An 18,939-nucleotide genomic window follows, 5' to 3' on the forward strand; every position below is an offset into this window, starting at 1 on the left:
TGTTCATCATAAGTGCCCCGAGGGACAATGCAACCATCTGATTTCGCGAAAGATGGAAGATTCTGCCAATGGGAATGAAGGAACCGGCAGTTGGCCCCCTCTGCAAAACCCGGCAGCATGAGCCACAGTAATAACAATACCTCAGATCAACCAATGGAGACGACCATGGCAGGCCCACTGAACGCCCTGAAAATACTCGATTTCAGCACCCTGTTACCCGGCCCCTACGCCACCATGATGCTTGCCGACATGGGCGCGGAGGTGCTGCGTGTGGAAGCGCCGGACAGGGTAGACCTGGCCAAGGTAATGCCCCCGTTTGATGGCAAGTTCAGCACCACCTTCTCGTACCTCAGTCGTGGCAAGCAGACACTCCAGCTCAACCTGAAACAGCCTGAGAGCGTGGAGAAGGTGAAAGAACTGGTCAAAGACTACGACATCGTAGTGGAGCAATTCCGCCCGGGTGTGATGGATCGGCTGGGCATTGGCTACGAAACCCTCAAAGCCATCAACCCGAATCTGATTTACTGTGCCATTACTGGTTACGGCCAGACCGGCCCCTACAAAGATCGCGCCGGCCATGACATCAACTACCTGGCCATCTCCGGCGTCGCCAGCCACTGCGGCCGCGCCGACAGCGGCCCGCCTCCCATGGGGATCCAGATTGCCGACGTGGCCGGCGGCTCTCACCACGCGGTGATGGGCATTCTCGCTGCGGTCATCCAGCGCCAGCAAACCGGGCAGGGCGCCTTCATCGACATCAGCATGACCGACGCCGCCTTCTCCCTCAACGCCATGGCCGGCGCCGCCGCCCTGGCCGGCGGCCAGCCCCAGAAGCCCGAGGGCGGCATGCTCAATGGCGGCACCTTCTACGATTACTACCAGACCAGCGATGGCCGTTGGTTGTCGGTAGGCAGCCTGGAGCCGCAGTTCTCCGCACGGTTGTGTGACACGCTCGGACTCAGCGAGGTGAAGAGCTTCGCCCTGAGCCAGAACCCTGAGCATCAGCAGAAGTTGAAGGCTGCCATTAAAGAGAAGATTGGAGCGAAAACGTTTGCCGATTGGCGGGCAATTTTTGCCGAGGTGGATGCTTGTGTGGAGCCTGTGCTGACGATCGAGGAGGCGGCGGAGCATCCGCAGATTAAGGCGCGGGGGATGGTGGTTGAGAGGGATCGGGGGGATGGTGTGGGGCAGCGGCAGTTAGGTTGTCCGATTCGGCATGTTGCGGCGTCAGATTAAAGAGTGAATTGGTGTTCATTTGCGGGCAAAAACTAAAGTCGTCTGCTAATTTGTGATAGTGAGTCAGGTTTTTGGCTCCTATCCAACAATTACAATGGACGATTTATTATGAGATGGCTAAGCGATAGTTCTCAACACGCCCACCTGGGTGTGTTGAAAGCTGCTGGAGTAATGCTTGCTTCCAGCATGTTGTTAGTCGGTTGTTTTGGCGGCAGCTCATCGGGTTCCGGTTCAAGTGTCGACGAAACGCTATTCCCCGCAGACGGTAAGTTCAACGCTACCATTCGCAGGACCACCAATGGCGTGCCTCACGTCAAAGCCGACAACCTCGCATCGGCGGCATTCGGCGCGGGTTACGCCCAAACTCAGGACAATGTGTGTTTGTTGGCGGAGGCAATCGTCAAGGCCAGGAGCGAGAGAGCAAAGTATTTTGGGCCAGGGCCCGGGGATATCAACATCATCAATGATTTCAGTTTTAAGGCCCAGAAAATTCTGAGTGGCGCCGAAGCTGAATATCCGAGCCTCAGTAGTGAGACCAGAGCCCTCATCGAGGGATTTACCGCTGGCTACAATAAGTATGTGAAAGAAACAGAGTCGGCAGATTTACCTCCGGAGTGCCGGAATCAACCTTGGGTAAAAGAGATCACACCTGTTGATCTGTTTGCTCACTACCGGATCGTCGGTCAATACGCCAGTGGCGCTTTGTTTGCCACGGGAGCCGTATTCCTGGCAGTGCCGGACGGCGAATCACCTTCTCCAACACCGGTGATGGATGCGGCCTCACGAGATACCTCTTCCGATGAAATGCTACGGAAACTGGTTGCAAACGCAACGTCAAACGCGGCCAATCAAATCGATTATCAGGATTTCGGGCTTGGTAGTAACGCCTGGGGTGTTGGTGGAGACCTGACGGAGCAGGGTAAAGGTGCGTTGCTGGCAAACCCGCATTTTCCCTACACCGGCCACAGGAGGCTATACCAAGTCCAGATGACCGTTCCTGGCTACCTGAATACCAACGGAGCGGGGCTGCTGGGTACCGCGATTCCATTGATTAATTTCAATGAGAATCTGGCATGGTCTCATACGGTAACCACTAGCCGCCGTTTTACGTTATATGAATTGAAACTCAAAGACGGCGATAACTTCACTTACCTGAAGGATGGTCAGGAGCGGCCCATAACCTCAGAAACCTACAGAATCGAGGTGAACAACGGCTCTCCAACACCAACTATTCTTGAGAAGACGTTCTACTTCTCAGAGTATGGCCCTATGTTGGCCGCTGATGCGGTAACCAGCGGCGGCCTCCCCGCCTGGGGCGCAGCGGGTACTGCATACACCTATCGGGATGCGAATGCCTCTACTCAGCGGCTATTGGATACCTGGCTGCAAATGAGCCGGGCCAGTACTTTGGCTGAGTTCCGGCAAGTGTTCCAGAATTGCGGCACCACATTCTGGACTAATACCACCTACGCGGATGATCAGGGCAACGCCTATTACATTGACAGCAGCTCGGTGCCGCATCTTTCGGATGCTGCGCTGGCGGTTGTAGATTTTAAGCGAAAGGTCAGCCCCGAATACAATCAGCTCTTTAATGCAGGCCTGACTTTGCTGGATGGAAGTAAGTCCCGCGATGATTGGGTAGAGGGTGAATGCGGCGGTTTGGTGCCCTATGAAAAACGGCCTCAGTTACTTCGTACCGATTGGGTGCAAAACTCCAATGACAGTTACTGGGCAACCAACCCGGATGCTTTCCTGACAGGGTTTTCCCCCCTCTTCGGCTCAGAAGAAACGCCCCTGAACCCAAGAACCCGTATCGGCATCAAAATGTTGCAAAACCCTTCTGATCCGGGATTTGCTGCCGGCGCGCCGGCTGGGCAAGATGGGAAGTTTGGGGCGATTGATCTGATCAACGTGATCTACAACAACCGTACCTGGTACGCAGAGGAGTTCCTGCCCGAGTTGCGGGACCGTTGTACGTTGATTGGCAGCGACCCCGTGAATCTTTCGGGCGGTGGCTCCAGGGCTGTGGAGGAGGCCTGTGATGTCCTGCAGGACTGGAATGGCGTATATGATGTGGATAGCGTTGGCGCCCATGTGTTCCGGGTATTCATTGCTAACTACCGGAACAGTTTTGGGGCGGACCTGACCGTTCCGTTTGATCCTAGCGATCCCGTTGCAACCCCCGCGTCGCCGTCAGAAGCTACTAAAGGTACGGCGGATGATGCAATGTTGATAGCGCTTGCCGAAGGGCTTGAAGCTCTGGATTCCGTTGGAATTGCCTACGATGTGGCGCTCGGGCAGGTGCAATACTATCAGCCGAGCGGTGGAGTGCCGCCTGGTGGTACCCCAGTTGAGCAGCTTCAGTCGTTTCCCTGGCATGGAGGTGACGGGACTATCGATGGCGCCTTTAATGCGATTGGTGTAGTGGCCTCGCCTGTTGCCGAAGACACGGTATTTCCAAGGATTGCCCCTTCGACCATTGGTAACACGGCGGGGCTTTCTGATCAGCCTGGCGAAGGTTGGTTGATGGCCAGGGGGACCAGTTGGCATTTCGGTCTGGAGTTCACAGACGAGGGCCCTCAGGCCTATGGACTGGTGAGCTACTCCCAGTCGAGTGATGAGGGATCACCATACTTCAATGATCAGGGACTGCGTTACTCGGAGAAGGATTATCGGAAGCTGTACTTCAGTGATGGTGAGATTGAGGCGAATCTCATTCCCAACGGGACAATCCAGATCATGACTGAGTAAGGCGGGAAGAGCGCGGGCGTTACAACAACGTACGCCCGTGCTATTTGCTAGTTCGTGCGATTCGCTAGTTAGAGGTACAAAAAAAGAGGCGGCCTGAGAGGCCGCCTCTTTTTTCTTCACGAGTTAAGTGTTCAATCCTGCTGGACGATATCCTCGTAATTCGCGTTACCGAGAATGTTAGGAACAACGGTTCCAGCCCCTCCCAGTTCTTCGATGATACTCACAGTCTGGCTTACCATCTCTGTAAAGACAAGTGCGTCGAGAGGGCCGCCCTGCGGAAGCACAGGCGTACTGTGGGTGCCTTCGGTGTAGCGAGTTATCGCAGGAAGGTCAACCGGGACACCGGCAGTTGTGACATTGTTGGCATTTAACAGTCGTGCGAGTGGTTCTGTGCCAGACAGGTAAGCGTCAAATGCGTTACCCAGGGGGGCTGCCAACGCATCGTTTGGAATTACATTGTCACCATTTACCTGAGAGAGCAGCACCGGTGTAGCCGATGCATTCAGGCTGCCTGTGAAGTTGATTGGGTCCACGGAGTCCACGGTAGCCTGGAATACATTCAGGAACGTCTCCAGAGCGCCGTCGCCTTGCTCAAGACCTGCGGCTGCTTGTAGGCCACCCAGAATCCGTGGTGCGAAGGTCGGGGAGTTTTCAAGCATACGAACGATGCCGGCGCCAGGCGTCAGCAGTTGAGCGGCAATAATGTCATCCTCAGTGGCTGCGGTTTCGTTGGCGACTGCAACGAAAGGCGCTCCCACGATCGTGCCGAGTGAGTGACCGACAAAATAAACGCTATCTGCATCCAGATCGGCACCTGCGTTGCCGTCAAAGTCGAGGCCCGCAAGCGATGCACGAACGTTGAGTAGGTCAACCACTGCCTGACGGTTCTTGTCCCGGGTGTTGGTAAAGTTCGTCAGGTTAATGAACAGACTACCGGACTCCCCGGAGGTTGCTGTCATGGCCGTCGGCTGGGTTGCAGCGTTGGCGGTGAAATCGAAGTGCCTTTCATGCTCGGTTTTGGCAATGCCTGGAACGGTTGAGCCAGCGTTTGCAACAGTGTTCTCAAAAGAGCGGAGAGCGCGAATGGCTCCATCGAGAGCTGCATCACCGGAAGTTCCGCCTGTAACGACACTCTGGATCAACGCGGCCGAATCTTCAGGAGTTTGACCTGTAGCGCCCACTACAAAGCCGATAGCCAGTTGGCCAGCAATCACCGCCTGAACATTAGTGTCGGTCGGTGCCAAGCTTTCTGGTAACCCGTTCGCTTGCCCCACAGTCAACAGTTGGGTTGCCAGACCAGCCTGAGCTTCCGCACTGAACGGAGTCACACCGTGAACCGGTTGATCGATAACGACGACGGCAACCCCGGAGTTATGAGCAAGTGCACTACCAAAGGTAAGTGCGGTACTACGGTCAGTGGTAATGCCGTGCATGTACATGACGGTTTCAAGCGGCGTGCTACCATCGTAATCGGCCGGGTAGAGAACCATGATGGGAACGGTGACGTCTTGAGTCTTGGCCGGGAACGGGAATCGATAGTTCACGACCTCACTAACCATTGGGTCTGATTGCGCAAGTTCAACGCCAAGCTGATCGCCGGCGACAGCCGCCAAGGCTGCATTGGCTTTCCAGCTTTGAGTGTTAATTACGGAACCTTCGGCATCCGACGATCCGGTTGGAACCCCGAGATAGTAGGGAAGGTCGATGGTACCCTGAACAATATTAACGTCACCGAAATCGACAAACTGGCTCGCGATTGCCGATACCTGAGTCACATCCTGCGGGGTACCGAACTCTGCGGTAGAGCTGAGGTCAGCGGGCGTTGGCAACAGTTCACCGGCGGTGAATGCTCCAACCAGTGCGTCCGCTTGGCCATCAGCAGTGGGCTCTGCTGCAGCTACGGCAGCATTACCGATGCCAAACAAAGTAAAGAAGTCAGTTTCTCCTTCATCCCGCGCCTCTTTTACCGCATCGAAACGGATGGATGCGAGGATCGTCTCTTTAAAAAAGGTCTTTGGGTCAGCGATGTACTGCAGAACACGCTGATCATTTGAAGTTGTGAAGCTGTAAGAGATAGCGATGCTTTCTTCAGTGAGCGCCGTTGGTCTCGCCTGATTGGGTACACCAAAGAAGCTGGCCGCTACCTTCTCCCAGAAGCCATCCACGATCTGACGTACAGGAGCAAGAGCAGTTGGGTTGCCCAGAACTCGAGTGGGATCAGCTACATCGCGATAGAGTGGCGACTGAACAATCGGGTCGCCGTTAACGTCGAGCACTTCTTTGGTGACAACTACCAGGTAGCGCTTGAACGGGTTAAGTGGCTTGGTCGGGTTGATGCGTATTGCGGAATTGCCGTCAAGCGTGACTACTTCAGCAACATAATCAGGTGATTGGGTTAAACCGAAGAGATAGGCTCCGGCCTGCGCCTGATTGCGGCCACTCAGATCCTGTGGAGCGGCACCAGCAGCTACCTGGGCTGTGATGGCCAGCGGAATGGTTGGCGACTCGCCGGCACCCAGACCGCGAACCGGATCACCGCTTGCGTATTCAAGCTCAATCAAGAATACGTTCTGGTTTGGGTTCGGAATAACGCTGGTAGGATCTGCTGGGTCCGTGAGAATGAAGGCGCGAGAATCAACAGAATCTTCATCGATCTGACCGTTAAACTGCACAACAGCGGGAGCGATGGATGATGCACCGCTCAGTTGATTAAGGGCTGTTGTGACAGGGGGGGCGGAGTCGGCCACGCTGAACGAGCCGTCCGCTTCGTTGATGCTTGTCGCCGGGTTGTCCGAACGGAAAATCAGGTCATTGGGCAGCGGCAATTGGCCAGTCACCGGATTGAACAGCGGCCACGTTTTGCCATCCAGTTCAGGATTACTGATCTTATAATTGGGATTCGCATTACCCCCATCGCCGGCGCTATCGAAGCAACCAGTCAACCCAAGGGAAGAAGCCACGGCAAGACTTATTAGAGTTTTCTTGAACATGGGTGGAACCTTTTCCTGTTGTTGTGTCGTTATATCCGGCGTAGACGGAACCGGTCGGCCCCTGAATTCCGTGCTTTTGCCTGTTCTGCTTTTATGAATTCGTTCGTTGTCTGAAATTGTAGCCAGCACTTGAGCCAATTTCTGTAGCTTTGACTATAGCGACAGTCTGGCAAGTGTTGATCAGCCAAAAGTGTGATTCTGCTTTCGGAATCCCTCCCCGCACAGTCGGAGTGGCCTTTCTGAAAAATAGTGGGCACCGGCGGGTTTGTCGAGTCCTATCGGGTTCATTTCTGGTAAACTCACGCTTCCTTATATAAGCAGGGGCTGCCTGGGTGGCTCCGCACACTTCCGATAATCAGAAAGCTGATGAGGCGACTATGACCACTGTTATCCGCCAGGACGACCTGATCGAAAGCGTAGCCGATGCGCTGCAGTTTATTTCCTACTATCACCCCAAGGATTTTATTCAGGCTGTGTACGAGGCCTATCAGCGCGAAGAGTCCCAGGCTGCCAAGGATGCCATGGCCCAGATCCTGATTAATTCCCGGATGTGTGCCCAGGGCCATCGCCCGATCTGCCAGGACACCGGCATTGTGACCGTATTCGTGAACATTGGCATGGATGTGAAATTCGAGTGCGACATGCCGCTGGACGACGTGATCAACGAAGGCGTGCGCCGTGCTTACACCCACCCGGACAATGTTCTTCGTGCCTCCGTGCTGGCAGACCCGGACGGCAAGCGCCAGAACACCAAGGACAACACCCCCGCCATCATCCATTACAAGATGGTGCCGGGTAACACGGTAGACGTGCACGTGGCAGCCAAGGGCGGCGGCTCTGAAGCCAAGTCCAAGTTTGCCATGCTGAACCCGTCTGACTCGGTGGTGGACTGGGTGCTGAAGATGGTGCCGCAGATGGGTGCCGGCTGGTGTCCGCCTGGTATGCTGGGTATTGGTATTGGTGGTACCGCCGAGAAGGCAATGGAACTGGCCAAGGAAGCCCTGCTGGACCCGATCGATATTCACGATCTGCAGGCCCGTGGCGCGTCCAACCGATCTGAAGAGTTGCGCCTGGAGTTGTTCGAGAAGGTCAACGAGTTGGGTATTGGCGCCCAGGGTCTGGGTGGTCTGACAACGGTTCTGGATGTGAAGGTTAAGGATTTTCCGACACACGCGGCCAACAAGCCGGTGGCGATTATTCCGAACTGTGCCGCCACCCGCCACGCGCATTTTGTGCTGGATGGCTCTGGCCCGTCCCTGCAGACACCACCGAGCCTGGACGACTGGCCAGAAATCACCTGGGAAGTGGGTGAGAACGTGCGCCGTGTAAACCTGGACACCGTGACTCCGGAAGACGTGAAAGACTGGCAGCCCGGTGAAACTGTTCTTCTGTCTGGCAAAATGCTGACTGGCCGTGACGCCGCCCACAAGAAGATGGTGGATATGATCGAACGTGGCGAGGAGCTGCCGGTGGATCTGAAAGGCCGCTTCATCTATTACGTAGGCCCGGTTGATCCGGTACGTGAAGAAGTGGTTGGCCCGGCTGGCCCCACCACGGCCACCCGTATGGACAAGTTCACTGACACCATGCTGGAGAAAACCGGCCTGACCGGCATGATCGGTAAAGCCGAGCGTGGCCAGGTTGCTATTGATGCGATCAAGAAGCACGGCGCGGTATACCTGATGGCGGTGGGCGGTGCGGCGTACCTGGTATCCAAGGCGATCAAGGGTGCCGAAGTGGTGGCCTTCGAAGAGCTGGGTATGGAAGCCATTTACGAGTTCGAAGTGGAAGACATGCCGGTAACCGTAGCGGTGGATTCCCGTGGCAGCTCCGTGCACCAGACTGGCCCGGTTGAGTGGCACGACAAGATCATTGCTGCCAAAGCGGTTTGATCTGAGTCTTTGTTAGTCTCGGTGGCAGCCTTGGGCGTTCGGCTCAGGGCTGCCACTGAAAGTCCTTCATCTTTACCTTTCCTTTATACACCTCCACCCCCTCCAGTCTCAGCTTCTCGGTTTGAAGCTGGCAGGTTTCTGTGCCTCCAGGAAAAGCGATCTGGCCGTTGCTGCGGATAACCCGGTGCCAGGGGATGCTGTGGCCGGCGGGCAGTTTGCCCAGGGCCCGACCAACAAAGCGCGCCTGGCGGCCCAGGCCGGCCATGGCGGCGACCTGGCCGTAGCTGGCCACTTTTCCTTGCGGAATGGCGGCCACTACCTGCCAGATTTTCTGCTCTTTTGTCGGTTCCTTGTCGAACTCGTCCATTCAGAGCCTCATGCGTCTGCGCACTAGAGACGCAGTGCGCCGTCCACTTCGATCATACGGCCGGAGACGTAGTCGTTCTCGAAGATGAACGCCACGGCAGAGGCGATTTCCTCCGGCTTACCCATGCGCTTGAGCGGAATGCCCGCGGTCATTTTCTCCAGGGCTTCGGGTTTCATGGAGGCTGTCATTTCGGTTTCGATGAAGCCGGGGGCGATGCCCATGCAGCGGATGCCGTAGCGTGCCAGTTCCTTGGCCCAGACCGGCACCAGGGCCGATACGCCGGCCTTGGCGGCAGAGTAGTTGCTCTGGCCCATGTTGCCGGCGCGGGAGATGGAGGCGATGTTGATAATGACGCCCTGGTCACCGTTTTCGATCATGCGGGTGGCGGCTTCGCGGCCGCATAGGAATACGCCGGTGAGGTTTACATCAATGACGGACTGCCACTGGGCCAGTTCCATGCGTTTTTCCAGTTTGCCGTCCTTGAATTTCACCATCAGGCCGTCGCGCAGAATGCCAGCGTTGTTTACCAGACCGTTCAGGTGACCAAAGTCGTTGATGATAGCCTGGAAGGTTTTCTCAACATCGTTTTCTTTAGCGACGTTGCAGACATAGGTTTTTGCATCGCCACCGGCTTGTTTGCAGGCGTCGGCGGCTTCCGTCAGTTTGTCTTCCATCAGGTCGATGAGCGCGAGCTTGGCGCCTTTGGCTGCCAGGTATTCTGCCATGGCGCGGCCGAGGCCCTGGCCGCCGCCGGTGATTGCGATCACTGAATCTTGAAGTTTCATGGTTTGCCCTAATTAAGTTCAGAGGTGGTTTACGTTCTCTGTGTGTCTGCATCGTTTTTATAAGGAGGCATTTTGCCCGTTTTCCTTTTTCTTTTCATTATTCTGCCCATCGCCGAGATGGTGGTTCTGATCAAGGTCGGCGGCCTGATCGGGGTGTTGAACACCATCGGGCTGGTGCTGCTGACCGCCGTCATTGGCGCCTGGCTGTTGCGCCAGCAGGGGTTGGCCACGTTATTGCGGGCGAACCAGCGCTTGAACAGCGGCGAATTGCCGGCAAAGGAAGTGGCTGAGGGGCTGATTCTGGCCGTGGGCGGGGCCTTGTTGCTGACACCGGGGTTTATTACCGATGCGGTGGGGTTTGCCTGTTTGCTGCCGGGGTCCCGGCACTGGCTCGCGGCGAAGGCTTTGAGGCGAATGACGGTAGCCGGCCAGAGTCGGAGCTTTTATTTTGGTGCTGGCGGCGGTGCCGGGCCATTCGGGCAGGGTCCGTTTGAAGGGCACGGACCGTTCGGGCCGCAGCGGCCGTTTGATCGGGATGCCAATGGCGACATTATTGAAGGTGAATATCAGGATCAGACGGAGAGCGATCGGGAACGCCTCGAGCGGGCACGGGAGCGCGGTGAGGGCGACGAAAAAAAGTGAAATTTTTTTCGCTCCGGGTGTTGAAAACGTTGGTGGCAACCCCATTAACTCACCACAGATTCGTCTCAGGCTGAAAACTGCTGTCTATCAGTGGCTTGGATGCCGGGGCAATTTGTCCGGTCCGGGGTTCCGGCCAGACACTTTTAACATGCAATTGTCATTGCCACATTAATCTGACTATTGGAGAAACCGAGCAATGAAAATTCGTCCGCTACACGATCGTGTTGTCGTACGCCGTAAGGAAGAAGAAGAGAAAACTGCGGGTGGCATCGTGCTGCCGGGTAACGCCAAAGAGAAGCCTTCCCAGGGTGAGGTAGTTGCTGTGGGCAATGGCCGTATTCTGGATAACGGCGAAACCCGTGCACTGGCGGTCAAGGTGGGTGACACCGTGGTCTTCGGTCAGTATGCCGGTAACACCGTAAAGGTTGACGGTGAAGAGCTGCTCATCATGAGCGAAAGCGAAATCTACGGCGTGCTTGAGTGATCGCAGCAGCGATAAGTACGAACGCTCATTAATCCGATCTTATTCAACTTCGGTTTAACGAACAGGAATAGAAGACATGGCAGCAAAAGACGTTAAATTCGGTGATAGCGCCCGCAAACGCATGGTTGCAGGTGTAAACATCCTGGCAGACGCAGTCAAGGTAACCCTGGGCCCGAAAGGCCGTAACGTGGTTCTGGAGAAGTCTTTCGGCGCTCCGACCGTGACCAAAGACGGTGTGTCTGTGGCCAAGGAAATTGAGCTGAAAGACAAGTTCGAGAACATGGGCGCGCAGATGGTCAAGGAAGTTGCTTCCCAGGCCAACGAAACCGCTGGTGACGGTACCACTACCGCAACGGTTCTGGCCCAGTCCATCGTCAATGAGGGCATCAAGGCAGTGACTGCCGGCATGAACCCGATGGATCTGAAGCGCGGTATCGACAAGGGGACGGCTGAAGCCGTTAAAGCCATTCGTGAAATGGCCAAGCCCTGCGACGACAGCCGTATGATCGCCCAGGTTGGCACCATCTCCGCCAATGGTGATGAGACCATCGGCAAGATCATTGCAGACGCCATGGAGCGCGTAGGCAAAGAAGGCGTCATTACCGTTGAGGAAGGCCGTGGCCTGGAAGACGAGCTGGACGTGGTTGAAGGCATGCAGTTCGACCGCGGCTACCTGAGCCCGTACTTCATCAATAACCAGGACAACATGTCTGCCGAGCTGGATGACCCGTACATCCTGCTGGTTGACAAGAAAATCTCCAATATCCGCGAACTGCTGCCGGTGCTGGAAGCTGTTGCCAAGGCTGGCAAGCCGCTGCAGATCATCGCCGAAGACATCGAAGGCGAAGCCCTGGCCACTCTGGTTGTGAACAACATGCGTGGCATCGTTAAGGTGAACGCGGTTAAAGCGCCTGGCTTTGGTGACCGTCGTAAGGAAATGCTGCAGGACATCGCCATTCTGACCGGTGGTACTGTGATTTCCGAGGAAGTAGGCCTGACTCTGGAGAACACCACTCTGGATGATCTGGGTACTGCCAAGCGCGTTAACGTGACCAAGGAAAACACCACTCTGATCGGCGGTGCCGGCGCTCAGGGCGATATCGAAGCCCGCGTTGAGCAGATCCGCAAGCAGATCGAAGACAGCACTTCTGACTACGACAAAGAGAAACTGCAAGAGCGCGTAGCCAAGCTGGCTGGCGGTGTTGCCGTGATCAAGGTTGGTGCCGGCTCTGAAGTGGAAATGAAAGAGAAGAAGGCCCGCGTTGAAGACGCGCTGCACTCCACCCGCGCTGCCGTTGAAGAAGGCATCGTAGCCGGTGGTGGTGTGACCCTGATCCGCGCCATTGCGGCCCTGGACAAGGTAGACGCCATCAACGAAGAGCAGAAAGCCGGCGTGAACATTCTGCGCCGTGCCATGGAAGCGCCGCTGCGTCAGATCGTATTCAACGCAGGTGGTGAATCCTCTGTTGTGGTTGCCAAGGTGAAAGAAGGCGAAGGTTCCTTCGGCTTCAACGCCGCAACCGAGCAGTACGGCGACATGCTGGAAATGGGTATCCTGGATCCTGCCAAGGTCACCCGTTCTTCCCTGCAGGCGGCTGCCTCCGTAGCATCCCTGATCATCACCACCGAGGCGATGGTCGCGGACGAGCCTGAAGACGAGAAAGCTGGCGGTATGCCAGACATGGGTGGAATGGGCGGAATGGGAGGCATGGGCGGCATGATGTAATGCCGGCCAGGTCCCGACCAGATCTCAGTTTCTGAGGTCTGGCCCGATCTACCCCTGAAAAACCCCGCGCTGGTTCACACTGGTGCGGGGTTTTTCGTTATTTTTGTCATGAAGTTGCCCAATGGCTTTGTTAGACTCGGTTACCCGTTCATTAACGTGCAAAACTCAATGACTGAACCCCAAGCCAAGCCTTTCCTGCGCCCTGCCAAGATCCTGCTGATGTTGCTGCTTGGCTTGCTGGTGTATGGCGTGGTTCTGGTGCTGTGGGTGCCGGCGGGATGGGTTTGGCATCAGGCTTCCCGGTATGTCCAGTTGCCACCGCAGGTAGTGGTGCAGCAGGTGTCGGGTCGGCTCTGGGATGGCGCCGCAGGCGTTGTGGTTGCCGGTTTTCCGGCCCGGGTGCAGTGGACGTTGGGGTGGCCCTCGCTGACCGGATTGGAGTTACCGATTGGAATTTCCCTGGCGTCGTCACAATCCCGGGTGGAGGGAACTGCTAGTATCGGTTGGCCGGGTAACCTGGATGTTACGGCCCGCGGCCGAATAGCGGTAGAGGAATTCGAAGATCTGATTCGCCAGAGCGGCGGAGCGATGATTGAAGGGGACGTCAGTATCGATCGACTACGCCTGGTCTTCGCGGATAACCGATTACAGCAAGCCGACGGTGTCGGGCGCTGGAATGGCGGGCTGGTTACCTGGCCTATGGGGAATCAGACCGGGCAGGCAGAGTTCCCGCCTATGCAGGCTAATGTAGATACCACCGAGGGTGGCGTTGCTTTGACGGTATCGGAGCAGGGCGGCGATGGCCCCGCTGCGGATGCCAGCATTCTTTGGGACGGCATGATGGAGCTCAGGGTGTATAAGCGCATGGTCGACCTGGCGCAACAGCCATGGCCCGACAGTGCGCGCCCGGGTGATGTGGTGTTCCGGGTTCGTCAGCCAATACTGCCGGGAGGGTTCTGACGTGGCAGGATTGGCAGTACATCATCAGGAGCGTCTATCCAGAGCCCTGGCAAACATTATTCTGGTCGCCCTGGTGGTTTATCTGAGTATTTCGGCGGCCAAACTGACCTGGTTGTATGCATGGTCTGATCGGCCGGTTCCGGATGTCCCGGCACGGTTGGGTGGCCAACCTGGCGCCCAGAACCGGGTGCCCCAGGCTTCCATCGCCGGTTACGAATTTTTCGGCCGGCCAGAGCGGCAGGCCGGTGTGGCAGAGGTTGTTCGCCGCAGCGCACCGGAAACCGGACTTCGGTTGCGCCTCGAGGGGGTGCTGATAGGGCAGCGGCCGGAAGACTCCGGTGCTATAGTTGCCGGAAGCAATGGTGAAACTGAGTATTACCGGGTAGGTGAAACCCTGCCCGGTAATGCAGAGCTGGCCGAGGTGGAATCAGACCGCATTCTGATTCGGCGTGGGGGCCGCTATGAATCGCTCGCATTTGAAGAGCAGCTGGACTCTTCGGTAATGGTTGCGGACGCACCGGTTCAGGCGGCAGAATCGCCCGATGATTTCCTGGCCGGGGCCAGGCAGCAGCTGGATGCAGAAGGGGCTGCGGCATTGGCGGCTTACGGCTTACGGCCAGCGGATGACAGCGGCGCTTCTGGGTATGTGTACGATGGCTCCAACCCGATGCTCAATGCGGTCAATCTGCGCCAGGGCGATGTCATTACTGCCATTAACGGTCAGCGCCTGGGTGATGTAGAACAGGATAAATCCCTGCTGGAAGACTGGCGAAGCCAGGCCCAGCTGGATATCGAGATAGAACGAGACGGCTCCATACTGACCGTCAGCTATGCCATACCCGAGCAGTGGCGCTGATCGGGAACATTACAACAGGACGATATCGCCAGATGTATAACCACAAGACCAACGTACTCCGGACCCTCGTGTTTCTTCTGCTGTTGCCAATCCTATCGGTGGCTCAGGCACAGGATGAAACCTGGCGGTTGAACCTCAAGGATGCGGACATCCGGGCCTTTGTCACTCAGGTGGCGGATATTACCGGGTACAGTTTTGTGGTGGACCCCAGGGTTAAGGGCAAGGTGACCGTACTGTCCAGTGCGCCCATGAACAAGCACGAAATCTATGATCTGTTCCTGGCGGTATTGAATGTGCACGGTTTCACCGCCATTCCCGGGGAAGAAGTGATCAAGATCATCCAGCAGGTGGATGCAAAGCAGTCTGCCGAGATTCTGGATCGATTCGAGGTTACCCCATCTGAACAGCTGATTACCCGGGTTATCCAAATTGATAATGCCAATGCCCTGGAGTTGGTGCCCATCCTGCGCCCGCTGGTGGCCAAGTATGGACATCTGGCCGGCGTGGCAGCAGCTAACGCGCTGATTGTCAGTGACCATTCTTCCAATATTCAGCGTATTGAGCAGATCGTTCGCGAACTGGACAGCCCTTCCAAATACGAGGTTGAGGTTATCCAGCTCAGGGAAGCCTGGGTGGGCGATATGGTCAAACTCCTGCAGGAACTCGCGCCCGATGAATTGCGTCGTGGTAGCGGTGATAGTTCCGCGAGAAAGTACAGCGTGACTGCGGATGAGCGGAGCAATCGGCTGATTCTCAGGGGCGACGAGACTTTTCGTGACAAAATGCGGGGCTTGATTCGCCAGCTTGATCAGCCCTCGGCAACTGGCGGCACGACAAAAGTCATCCGACTCAAGCACGCTGACTCCAAAGCCCTGACCGAAATCCTAAAGGGCGTGATGGGCGAAGTGGTGCGGGAATCGAGTACCGGCAGTGGTTCCGGGGGCAGTGGCTCATCGGGTAGCCGTTCCGCAAGCTTCTCGGTGTTCGCCGATGAAGGTTTGAATGCGTTGGTTGTCCGTGGCGAGCCGTCGTTGATGCAGGAAGCCGAGCAAATTGTGGCCGCTCTGGATGTGCGCCGGGCTCAGGTGATGATTGAAGCGGCGATTGTCGAGATCAGTGACGAGCTGGGAGATCAGTTGGGTGTCCAACTGGCGGCTGGTGATGAGTCTGCCAACGCTTTCCCGGTAATGGGCACTAACCTTACCAGTGGTGAGGGCATGCTGGGGCTGAACTCGGTGATTGGTGCGCTGGTAGGCGATACCCTGCCGCAGTTGGGCGGCGGCATTACCGTTGGCGCTGGCCAGCGGGATCGGGACGGTCTCACCTGGGGTATTCTGATTCAGGCGCTGTCTTCCTCATCCGCTGCCAACCTGCTTTCGACACCGAGCATCATTACCTTGGATAATCAGGAATCCGAGATTATTGTGGGCCAGAACGTGCCGTTCCGGACGGGGCAGTCGACGGTTACCGGTGATGGAACCACCAACCCGTTTACCACCATTGAGCGCCGTGATGTGGGCCTTTCCCTGAAAGTAACACCGACCATCAGTGCCGACGGCCTGGTTCGGCTGGTGGTCGAGCAGACCACCGAGGATATCTCTACCACGACGGTCTCTGGCGCCTCTGATCTGATCACCAACAAGCGTGAAATCAAAACCACCGTGCTCGCCGATGATGGTGAAACCGTGGTTCTGGGCGGGCTGATCAAGGATGACTTCCAGGTCAACAAGAGTAAGGTGCCGCTGCTAGGGGATATCCCGTTGCTTGGGCGCCTGTTCTCATCGGAGTCTGAAACCCGCATCAAGCGCAACCTGCTGGTCTTCCTGAGGCCGACCATTATGCTCGGTAAAGACGAGAGCGTGGCTGCCACTACCGAGAAGTTTAACCAGCTGTGGGACGTAAACCTTGAAGTCCGCGAAAAGCTCGGCCTGCCCGCCCCGGAAGACCAGCCCTCAGTGGATATGCTGTTCCAGGGGCGCAGGCAATAGGGTCTCAAGGGTCTGTCCCCGAACGGGGACTGACCCATTTTGGAATCCAAGCACTTAGTTAAAGGGTCTGTCCCCCAGGGTCTGTCCCCGAATGGGGACTGACCCATTTTGGAAGGCTAGGTACGTGGTTAGACTTGGGTGCAACAGACGGGCAAAAGTGGGTCTGTCCCCCAGGGTCTGTCCCCGAATGGGGACTGACCCATCTTGGCGGGCTACGTACGTGGTCAGACTTGGTCGCAACAGACGGGCAAAAGTGGGTCAGTCCCCGTTCGGGGACAGACCCCGGAGAGGCATCGGGCAATCCAGCTGGTCTGCCACCAGCCGCATTAATTCATACTCCCGAACATCCACCTTGCCATCGTGGGTCACGCAGTAGCCGCAGGCGTCGATGACGGCGGGCTTCAGTAGCGGCGACAGCCGATTCAGTATTTCCAGCGCTTCTCTCAGTTCTCGCATGGACACCTTCCCGGCTCTGCTTTCTTCCTGACCGCTACCAAAGCCGGCCATGGCTTCAAGATACAGTTTGTCTGCGTCCTCAGGGGTGTCGGTGCCGGCGCGGGCGAACAGGCTGAGCAGGCGCCGCAGGGCCGGCATCACCTGGCGATAGTTCCTGTATTTAACCGGTACAACCTGTTCTGCGCCAAGCCCGAGATGCCGGTTCAGGAAGGTGGTCAGGGCCAGCTCGAACAGGCTCACCCGGTTGTCGGCTGCGACCAGCTTCTGAACGTTTTCAAGCAGGGCGTCGCGTTCTTCCGGGTCCAGTTTTCGCAATGCCGGCATGGCCAGTTCCAGTACCGGGAAGCGTGCAGTTTCACCCAGTCTTGCCAGGGCTGGCAACATTTTGTCCAGCAGGTCTGGCTGAGCGCCCAGTAGCGGGTGTTCGGTTAACAGTGCCAGTCGTTGTTTCTGGATGCTCGGCGAGAGATCAAAGATCAGCAGGGCATAGCACAGCTGAATCGCGCCGGCGCGGGTGTAGAGCAGGTTACGGAAGGTGGATGGCAATTGTTCCAGAAGCTGGATGGCAAAGGCTTCGCTCTGGGCGCTGACGGTGCCTACCCGTGTGGACAGCTTTTCAGCCGGCTGTGGCGTATTGGGTGCCAGGGAAGAGCGCACCGGTGATGAGCTACTACGGCCCCTGGCAGGCGCCACAACCTGATTGACCAGGTCGTTCAGGCCCGCTTTACCGGCAGTCCTGGAGGTGTCCTGGCGCAGCTTTTGGCTTGGTTCAGTGTCTCGCAGGCGGCTGCGTAAGCGTGCCAGCATACCCGGTTGGATCGCATTGATGCGTTCGTTGATGGGCGGGTGGGACGCGAGCAGGGTGCTGAACTTCATCCGTGCCGACTCGCCAAAACACATGTGGTTCATATCGCTGGCATGGCTGGTGGTGTCCAGGTAGCCGCCCTTCATGCCAATTTTGAACAGGGCGCTGCCTATGCCTTCGGGGTTACGGGTAAATTGTACGGAGGAGGCGTCGGCCAGCATTTCCCTTTGCCGGGATACCGCTGCCTGAATCAGCCGGCCGAAGAACACACCCACATAGCCGATGATCATCAGGGCTAGACCTATCAGGCCCATTGCAGCCTGCGCCCGGCCATCCCGGTTTCGGCTTCGGCCGCCGCTGTAGAAACCTGCCCGAAGCAGGAACTGGCCAATCTGACCTAGCATCAGAATGCCGGCCAGCAGCGCAATCAGCCGGACGTTAATGCGCATATCACCATTCAATATATGGCTGAACTCGTGCCCCACCACGCCCTGAAGCTCGTCTCGGGTGAGGTGGGTAAGTGCGCCGTGCGTAACCACCATAACGGCCTCACCAGGCGTGTAGCCTGCCACAAAGGCGTTGATGCTGGTCTCGTTGTCCATCACGTACAGATCTGGCACGGGCACACCACTGGCGATGGCCATTTCTTCCACGATATTGCGAAGTTTGCGTTCTTCGGGATCGTTGGTGTCGGGCTCAATCGGGCGGGCGCCCACCATTTTGGCCACCCGGCTACCGCCACCAGCCAGGTCTGCCCAGCGCACCAGCGAGCCAACGCCTATAAGCAACACCACCGCGAGTGCGGTGGTGAGTCCGTGGCTGGAGGTGAGCCAGTAATGGAAAGGCAGAACGGAGGTTTGGCTGCGGGTGACAAGGTAACCGACCAGGCAAACGGCCAGGGTAATCAGGGTGACTGCTGTCAGAAACAGGACGATTAACAGGCCGGTATTGCGCCGGGCATGGGCCTGGCGCTGGAAGAAACCGGGGTTTGCCATGATTCA

General features: G+C 56.9%; 13 protein-coding genes. 9 read left to right on the top strand and 4 right to left on the bottom strand.

The features are described 5' to 3' along the window. Positions 1–165 precede the first annotated feature (165 nt). Both QUE75_RS06975 and QUE75_RS06980 read left to right on the top strand, forming a co-directional pair. Positions 166–1,236, top strand: a complete 1,071-nt coding sequence (locus tag QUE75_RS06975; protein ID WP_286254648.1) for a CaiB/BaiF CoA transferase family protein — start codon at positions 166–168, stop codon at positions 1,234–1,236. Positions 1,237–1,386: 150 nt separating this feature from the next. Beyond that, positions 1,387–3,987, top strand: a complete 2,601-nt coding sequence (locus tag QUE75_RS06980; protein WP_286254650.1) for a penicillin acylase family protein — start codon at positions 1,387–1,389, stop codon at positions 3,985–3,987. Between the two features lie 131 nt (positions 3,988–4,118). Here QUE75_RS06980 and QUE75_RS06985 read toward each other — a convergent pair whose 3' ends face one another. Then, positions 4,119–6,977 (bottom strand): hypothetical protein, encoded by a 2,859-nt coding sequence (locus QUE75_RS06985; protein WP_286254651.1) that lies wholly within the window; start codon positions 6,975–6,977, stop codon positions 4,119–4,121. A gap of 377 nt (positions 6,978–7,354) precedes the next feature. On the opposite strand from QUE75_RS06985, the gene QUE75_RS06990 reads away from it, so the two are divergent. Beyond that, complete coding sequence (locus QUE75_RS06990; protein ID WP_058091821.1) at positions 7,355–8,869, top strand: fumarate hydratase; 1,515 nt, start codon at positions 7,355–7,357, stop codon at positions 8,867–8,869. Between the two features lie 43 nt (positions 8,870–8,912). Here QUE75_RS06990 and QUE75_RS06995 read toward each other — a convergent pair whose 3' ends face one another. Next, complete coding sequence (locus QUE75_RS06995; protein ID WP_106695367.1) at positions 8,913–9,236, bottom strand: MGMT family protein; 324 nt, start codon at positions 9,234–9,236, stop codon at positions 8,913–8,915. A gap of 23 nt (positions 9,237–9,259) precedes the next feature. After that, positions 9,260–10,021, bottom strand: a complete 762-nt coding sequence (locus tag QUE75_RS07000) for an SDR family oxidoreductase (RefSeq protein WP_286254653.1) — start codon at positions 10,019–10,021, stop codon at positions 9,260–9,262. Positions 10,022–10,093: 72 nt separating this feature from the next. On the opposite strand from QUE75_RS07000, the gene QUE75_RS07005 reads away from it, so the two are divergent. The 6 genes from QUE75_RS07005 to gspD all read left to right on the top strand — a co-directional run bounded on the left by QUE75_RS07005 (position 10,094) and on the right by gspD (position 16,677). Further along, a complete protein-coding gene (locus QUE75_RS07005) occupies positions 10,094–10,663 on the top strand; it encodes an FxsA family protein (RefSeq protein WP_072677699.1) in 570 nt (189 codons plus the stop codon). A gap of 196 nt (positions 10,664–10,859) precedes the next feature. Beyond that, positions 10,860–11,147 (top strand): co-chaperone GroES, encoded by a 288-nt coding sequence (groES, locus tag QUE75_RS07010; protein WP_058091815.1) that lies wholly within the window; start codon positions 10,860–10,862, stop codon positions 11,145–11,147. A 76-nt stretch (positions 11,148–11,223) separates the two neighbouring features. Further along, positions 11,224–12,873: a chaperonin GroEL gene (groL, locus tag QUE75_RS07015; RefSeq protein WP_061331723.1), complete on the top strand. Its 1,650-nt coding sequence runs from the start codon at positions 11,224–11,226 to the stop codon at positions 12,871–12,873. Positions 12,874–13,041: 168 nt separating this feature from the next. Beyond that, positions 13,042–13,833, top strand: a complete 792-nt coding sequence (gene gspN, locus QUE75_RS07020; RefSeq protein WP_061331775.1) for a type II secretion system protein N — start codon at positions 13,042–13,044, stop codon at positions 13,831–13,833. Position 13,834: 1 nt separating this feature from the next. Continuing rightward, positions 13,835–14,689: a type II secretion system protein N gene (locus QUE75_RS07025; protein ID WP_286254659.1), complete on the top strand. Its 855-nt coding sequence runs from the start codon at positions 13,835–13,837 to the stop codon at positions 14,687–14,689. A 32-nt stretch (positions 14,690–14,721) separates the two neighbouring features. Next, on the top strand, positions 14,722–16,677 hold the full coding sequence (gspD, locus tag QUE75_RS07030; RefSeq protein ID WP_061331725.1) for a type II secretion system secretin GspD: 1,956 nt from the start codon (positions 14,722–14,724) through the stop codon (positions 16,675–16,677). Between the two features lie 258 nt (positions 16,678–16,935). Here gspD and QUE75_RS07035 read toward each other — a convergent pair whose 3' ends face one another. Further along, complete coding sequence (locus tag QUE75_RS07035) at positions 16,936–18,933, bottom strand: M48 family metallopeptidase (RefSeq protein ID WP_286254662.1); 1,998 nt, start codon at positions 18,931–18,933, stop codon at positions 16,936–16,938. Between the last annotated feature and the right edge of the window lie 6 nt (positions 18,934–18,939).

This window comes from Marinobacter shengliensis (assembly GCF_030297115.1).
GTDB lineage: Bacteria > Pseudomonadota > Gammaproteobacteria > Pseudomonadales > Oleiphilaceae > Marinobacter > Marinobacter shengliensis.